The organism is Streptomyces sp. NPDC127119 (assembly GCF_042677425.1).
Classification (GTDB): domain Bacteria; phylum Actinomycetota; class Actinomycetes; order Streptomycetales; family Streptomycetaceae; genus Streptomyces.
In genome coordinates, this window is the sequence record NZ_JBHXTO010000021.1 from 91,828 (window position 1) to 97,827 (window position 6,000).

The 6,000-nt window shown below is 69.7% G+C and carries 6 protein-coding genes; 5 read left to right on the forward strand and 1 reads right to left on the reverse strand.

What is annotated here, in order from left to right:
- Positions 1–373 precede the first annotated feature (373 nt).
- The 4 genes from ACFVH5_RS12965 to ACFVH5_RS12980 all read left to right on the forward strand — a co-directional run bounded on the left by ACFVH5_RS12965 (position 374) and on the right by ACFVH5_RS12980 (position 3,136).
- A complete protein-coding gene (locus tag ACFVH5_RS12965; RefSeq protein WP_385833598.1) occupies positions 374–1,048 on the forward strand; it encodes a calcium-binding protein in 675 nt (224 codons plus the stop codon).
- Between the two features lie 146 nt (positions 1,049–1,194).
- Positions 1,195–1,446, forward strand: coding sequence for a hypothetical protein (locus ACFVH5_RS12970; protein WP_385833600.1), 252 nt, complete (start codon positions 1,195–1,197; stop codon positions 1,444–1,446).
- Positions 1,447–1,466: 20 nt separating this feature from the next.
- Positions 1,467–2,084, forward strand: coding sequence for a hypothetical protein (locus ACFVH5_RS12975; protein WP_385833601.1), 618 nt, complete (start codon positions 1,467–1,469; stop codon positions 2,082–2,084).
- A 254-nt stretch (positions 2,085–2,338) separates the two neighbouring features.
- Positions 2,339–3,136, forward strand: coding sequence for an SAM-dependent methyltransferase (locus tag ACFVH5_RS12980; protein ID WP_385833603.1), 798 nt, complete (start codon positions 2,339–2,341; stop codon positions 3,134–3,136).
- Positions 3,137–3,146: 10 nt separating this feature from the next.
- On the opposite strand, the gene ACFVH5_RS12985 is transcribed toward ACFVH5_RS12980, so the two are convergent.
- On the reverse strand, positions 3,147–3,470 hold the full coding sequence (locus ACFVH5_RS12985) for a hypothetical protein (protein ID WP_385833604.1): 324 nt from the start codon (positions 3,468–3,470) through the stop codon (positions 3,147–3,149).
- A gap of 155 nt (positions 3,471–3,625) precedes the next feature.
- On the opposite strand from ACFVH5_RS12985, the gene ACFVH5_RS12990 reads away from it, so the two are divergent.
- On the forward strand, positions 3,626–5,887 hold the full coding sequence (locus tag ACFVH5_RS12990; RefSeq protein ID WP_385833605.1) for an ATP-dependent RecD-like DNA helicase: 2,262 nt from the start codon (positions 3,626–3,628) through the stop codon (positions 5,885–5,887).
- Positions 5,888–6,000: the final 113 nt, after the last annotated feature.

A 6,000-nucleotide genomic window follows, 5' to 3' on the forward strand; every position in this document is an offset into this window, starting at 1 on the left:
CGGGAGCCTCGCGGGGGTCCCGCAGCGTGACGGCCGGGTGAATTTCGTCGGAATGGGGAATTGCCGGCGTGTTTACTATTGCGCGCCGCGCATTTGTCCGCGAGTTGGTGCACAACCAAGCGCGCACCTCGTCCGTCACACCAAGCGAAAGGCACCACAACTGCTCCATGGAGGTTATGCAATGCCTTATCGCCGCGGTGGTCCTCGTCCTGCGCGCGCCCTATCGCTTCTGGCGCCGATTGTCGGCATCGGACTGGCTCTTCCGCTTGCCCTCGCCGGAACGGCGAGTGCCGCGGAATCGACGGCCACGGCCGCGGTCAACGAGTACGGATGGCAGCTCACGTACACGGCAGCCGCAGGTCAGGTCAACAATGTGGCCGTCACGCAGTCGTACAGCGACGACCGCGCGCAATACGTCTATGTAATCGACGACGTCGTTCCGATAACCGCCGGAAAGGGTTGCAGCCATCCCGACAACGCGGACCTGACCAAAGTCACCTGCGCTGTCGAGAATATCGAGAGCCAGTCCCCGTACGCGGCTCTGGAGGCGGACCTCGGCGACGGGAACGACACCGGCTCCGTCGAGAATCGCACCGACCAGATTTTCTCCTACAACTCCGTCGAGCTGGGCATCGGCAACGACAAGTGGACCAGCGGCGCCGGCGAACGGGTCGACGGCAGCGCCGTCAGGGGCGGCGCGGGGAACGACGTCATCACGGTGGGCCAGTACGGATCGTCCCTGGGCGGCGACGGCGCCGACACCCTCACCGCCACCGGCGGCGGGGAGATCCTCCAGGGCGGCGCGGGCAACGACGTGCTGCGCGGCGGCGCGGGCGAGCAGATCATCAAGGGCGACGACGGCAACGACACGGTGTACGGCGGCGCGGGCGACGACGAGCTGTACGGCGGCAAGGGCGACGACACCGTGCACGGGGACGCCGGCAACGACCGCATCTGGGGCAACAGCGGCAACGACAAGCTGTACGGCGGGGCGGGCACGGACACGATCTCCGGGGGTGCGGGCACGAACGTGATCGTCCAGGACTGACGACCGCGAGCTGCCAGGGGGCCGCGCGGTCGCCGCGCGCGGCCCCTTCCGACGACGCACGCCTCAGAGGAGGTGGTCGGCCTTGCCGGCTTTGATGTGGAGGATGAGGGTGCGGAGGGCTTCGTTCGAGGACCTGTTGACGCCCCATGCGATGCGCGACGCGCGCCGTCAGACTCCGTACCCGCGACAACCGCGACGGCGTCGTCCGGATCGGGGTCATGGACAACCATCCCGAACTCCCCGACCCCTTGCCCTGCACCACCGGGCAGGACTTCGGCCGGGGCCTGTTCCTCGTCGACGCGCCGGCCGACGCCTGGGGGCGCCACCCCCTCGCCGCCCGGTCCCGAGCGGCAGGCTGGAAGGTGGTGTGGTTCGAGCTGGCCGGCGTACGCGCGTGACGTACCGGTGGTGGCCCGGCTTGGAGCCGCCGCCGTCCCAAGCCGGGCCGCTCGTCGGGGAATGGCTGTCGCCGGACGCCGACGGCAGCTCCGTCGAGACTCCCGGGCCGTCGCCCTCCAGATCGGCGGGGCCCGACTTCGACGTCCTGCCCCGGCTGATGGACGAGCCCGGCTGTACGGCCTTCGCCGACGCCCTCACCTCTCCCGAGGACCGGGCAGAACTCAGTACACAGTCCGACGTCGGCGCCGTGATCAAGAGGAACAACGGCGCCCGTTGCACGGCGCTGCGCCTGACGTGGCGGGGCCTGGATGAACCCGCCCTGGGCGGGGTCGCGCCGTCGGACTGGCCGGACGCCTGCTCCCTGCTCTCGGACGAACAGCTCGAAGGGCTGGGCGGGGACCATGTCCGGCTTCCGGTCGGCGGAAGCCGCACCGTCTTCGGCGTCGGACTGCCGCACGCGACGCGGTGCCGGTTCGTCCCGGAGTCGGGATCTGACAAGGACATCTTCGTGGTCACCCTGCGGTGGGTGTCCGCCGACGCCGACACGGCCCGGGCACTCTCCGCGAGCGACCTCCCCTGGGACACCGGAGTGCGGAGACTGAGCACGGGCGGCCATCTCGTCGCGGCCCCCGGGTGATCGGGCTGGGATGGCCCGCCGTGGTGGCCTCCGGGCGCAACTTGATCGAGATCGACGCGGCGAAGAACGCCCAACTCGTCCGAAGGATCGCCTCGCTGCTGTCCGGCTGAGCGCCGCACGGTGATCGGGCCGAGCCACAACCGCGGCCCTGGTCAGTCGAGTTGGGGATCGGTCATGTGGGAAGCTGTGGCCAGCCGTACACAGACAACCGGCTGTGGCTGTGGCTGTGGCTGTGGTCGAGAGGAGTGCGCAGCGTGAGTCAGGACGGTTTCCGTGCCGAGGAGATCGACACCAGCAGGCCGCATCCCGCGCGGATCTACGACTACCTGCTCGGCGGCAAGGACCACTACGAGGTCGACGAGCAGGCCGGGGACCGGCTCGCCGCCGCCGCACCCGAGGTGTTCATCGGCGTGCGGGCCAACCGCGACTTCCTGCGACGCGCCGTCCAGCACATCGTCGGTGGCGGAGTCCGTCAGATCCTCGACATCGGCACCGGGCTGCCCACCTCGCCGAACGTGCACGAGATCGCCCACGCGGTGGCGCCGGACGTGCGGGTCGCGTACGTCGACAACGATCCGATCGTGAAGGCGCACGCCGACGCGCTGCTCGGCCGTACCGGCGAGACCAGCGTCGTGCTCGCCGACCTGCGCGACCCGCGGTCCATCGTGGACCACCCCGATGTCCGCCGGGTCATCGACTTCGGCGAACCGGTCGCCGTGCTCCTGGTCGCCATCTTCCACTTCCTCACCGACGCCGAGCGGCCCGCTCAGGTCGTCGCCACCCTGCGCGACGCGCTGCCGGCCGGGAGCTTTCTGGTGCTCTCGCACGCCACCGGCGACTTCGCCGACCGCAGTGCGGCACAGGCCGTCTACAGCAACGCGACCGCCACCATGAACCTGCGGTCCCGCGCCGAGGTCGAGCGGCTCTTCGACGGCTTCGAACTGATCGAGCCCGGTCTGGTCCAGGTTCCGTACTGGCGCCCGGACGCCGAGCCGCCGGCCGGATCGGACGTGATCGGCTTCTACGGAGGCGTGGCCCGCAAGAACGGCTGACCCGCGGCGGCTACTTCTCGCCCGCCGTCGGCTTGGTGCCCGCGCAGGAGCCCATGCCGACGAAGAAGTAGCCGAACCGCCGGCAGCCGTCCTGCTCACGGCGCAGGCGGGCCGTGCAAAGGACACCGGCGCCCAGACTCAGCCCGTCCGCGGCGACCGTGACCACGCTGAGGGCCGGTTCGTCCACGATCACGTTGCCGATCAAGTGCCGCCGCGGGTCGCCCTGTTCGGCGACGACGCGGGTGAGCCGGCCGAACGGTTCGGCCCGGCCCTGGGCGACCTCGAAGACCGTGTCCCCGGTGAAGCAGGACGGTGAAGCAGGACACCACGACATCGATACGGGCCTCGATCGGTCTCGATCGGTATGGAGTGGCGCTTAACGTGTCGACACTATCTTGCGAAGATAGGGCATCGCGAGAAGGTCGGCTCGGAATTCCCCATCTCTGTCGACAGTACGTCAGTGTCAGACGTGGGCGGTAGCGTCGGATCATGTCCAATCAAGGGGCGGGGAGCGAGGCCCGGAACCTGGCGGTTCTGGAAGGCGTACTGGAGCGGATCACGTACGCCAACGAGGAGAACGGGTACACGGTCGCGCGCGTCGACACCGGTCGCGGCGGCGGTGATCTCCTCACGGTCGTCGGCGCGCTGCTCGGCGCCCAGGTGGGGGAGTCCCTGCGGATGGAGGGCCGTTGGGGTTCCCATCAGCAGTACGGGAAACAGTTCACCGTCGAGAACTACACGACCGTGCTGCCCGCCACGGTCCAGGGCATCCGCCGTTACCTCGGATCCGGCCTGGTCAAAGGCATCGGACCGGTCTTCGCCGACCGCATCACCACGCACTTCGGGCTGGACACGCTCCAGATCATCGAGGAGGAGCCGAAGCGCCTCATCGAGGTGCCGGGACTCGGCCCCAAGCGCACCAAGAAGATCGCCGAGGCCTGGGAGGAACAGAAGGCGATCAAAGAGGTCATGCTCTTCCTCCAGACCGTCGAGGTGTCCACGTCCATCGCGGTGCGGATCTACAAGAAGTACGGCGACGCGTCGATCTCGGTCGTCAAGAACCAGCCCTACCGCCTGGCCTCCGACGTCTGGGGCATCGGCTTCCTCACCGCCGACAAGATCGCCCAGTCCGTGGGCATCCCGCACGACAGCCCGGAGCGGGTGAAGGCCGGACTGCAGTACGCGCTGTCGCAGTCCAGCGACCAGGGCCACTGCTTCCTCCCGGAGGAACGGCTGATCGCGGACGCGGTGAAACTGCTCCAGGTGGACACGGGCCTGGTCATCGAGTGCCTGGCGGAACTGGCCGCTCCGGCCGAAGAGGGCGAGGACCCCGGTGTCGTACGGGAGCGGGTGCCGGGGCCGGACGGCGGGGAGCCCGTGACGGCCATCTACCTCGTGCCCTTCCACCGGGCCGAACTGTCGCTGTCCGCCCAGTTGCTGCGGCTCCTGCGTACCGACGAGGACCGGATGCCCGGGTTCCGGGACGTGACCTGGGACAAGGCGTTGGCCTGGCTCAAGGGGCGTACGGGGACGGAGCTGGCACCCGAGCAGGAACAGGCCGTGCGGCTCGCGCTCACCGAGAAGGTCGCGGTGCTCACGGGCGGACCCGGCTGCGGCAAGTCCTTCACGGTCCGGTCGATCGTGGAACTGGCCCGCGCGAAGAAGGCGAAGGTGGTCCTCGCGGCGCCGACCGGCCGGGCCGCCAAGCGGCTCGCCGAGCTGACCGGCGCGGAGGCCTCCACCGTGCACCGGCTGCTGGAGCTGCGGCCCGGGGGCGACGCGGCCTACGACAGGGACCGTCCCCTGGACGCCGACCTCGTCGTCGTGGACGAGGCGTCGATGCTGGACCTGCTGCTGGCCAACAAACTGGTCAAGGCCGTGCCGCCGGGAGCGCATCTGCTGTTCGTGGGGGACGTGGACCAGTTGCCGAGCGTCGGGGCGGGCGAGGTGCTGCGCGACCTGCTGGCGGAGGGCGGGCCGGTACCCGCGGTCCGGCTGACCCAGGTCTTCCGGCAGGCCCAGCAGTCGGGTGTGGTCATGAACGCCCACCGGATCAACGCCGGACAGCAGCCCGTCACCGACAAGCTCAAGGACTTCTTCCTCTTCGTGGAGGACGACACGGAGGAGGCCGGGCGGCTCACGGTGGATGTGGCGGCGCGGCGCATCCCGGCGAAGTTCGGGCTCGATCCGCGGCGCGATGTGCAGGTGCTCGCGCCGATGCACCGGGGGCCGGCGGGGGCCGCCGCGCTCAACGGGCTGCTCCAGCAGGCCGTCACACCGGCCCGGCCCGATCTCCCCGAGAAGCGGTTCGGCGGGCGGGTCTTCCGGGTGGGCGACAAGGTCACACAGATCCGCAACAACTACGAGAAGGGCGAGAACGGCGTCTTCAACGGCACGGTGGGGGTCGTGACCTCGCTCAACCTCGACGATCAGCGGCTGACGGTGCTGACCGACGAGGACGAGGAGGTGCCGTACGAGTTCGACGAACTGGACGAGCTGGCGCATGCGTACGCGGTGACGATCCACCGGTCTCAGGGGAGTGAGTATCCGGCGGTGGTCATTCCGGTGACGACCGGGGCGTGGATGATGCTCCAGCGGAACCTCTTGTATACGGCGGTCACGCGGGCGAAGAGGTTGGTGGTGCTGGTGGGGTCGCGGAAGGCGTTGGGCCAGGCGGTCCGCACGGTGTCCGCGGGCCGTCGCTGCACGGCACTGGCCTTCCGCCTGACCGGCACGCGCGTCCCTGCGTGAGCCTGTCCGCGGCCCCGGCGGTCGTATACCGGGTGCGGGCCGGTGGGGGTCGCCCGCGCAGTTCCCCGCGCCCCTCAAGGGGCAAAAGCCGGGGCGCAGACCCGCTTTTGAGG

Bases quoted from the DNA above. Each gene is read 5' to 3' on its own strand.
- ACFVH5_RS12985 (WP_385833604.1), bottom strand. From the start codon at position 3,470: ATGTCGTGGTGTCCTGCTTCACCGTCCTGCTTCACCGGGGACACGGTC.
- ACFVH5_RS12990 (WP_385833605.1), top strand. From the start codon at position 3,626: ATGTCCAATCAAGGGGCGGGGAGCGAGGCCCGGAACCTGGCGGTTCTG.
- ACFVH5_RS12970 (WP_385833600.1), top strand. From the start codon at position 1,195: ATGCGATGCGCGACGCGCGCCGTCAGACTCCGTACCCGCGACAACCGC.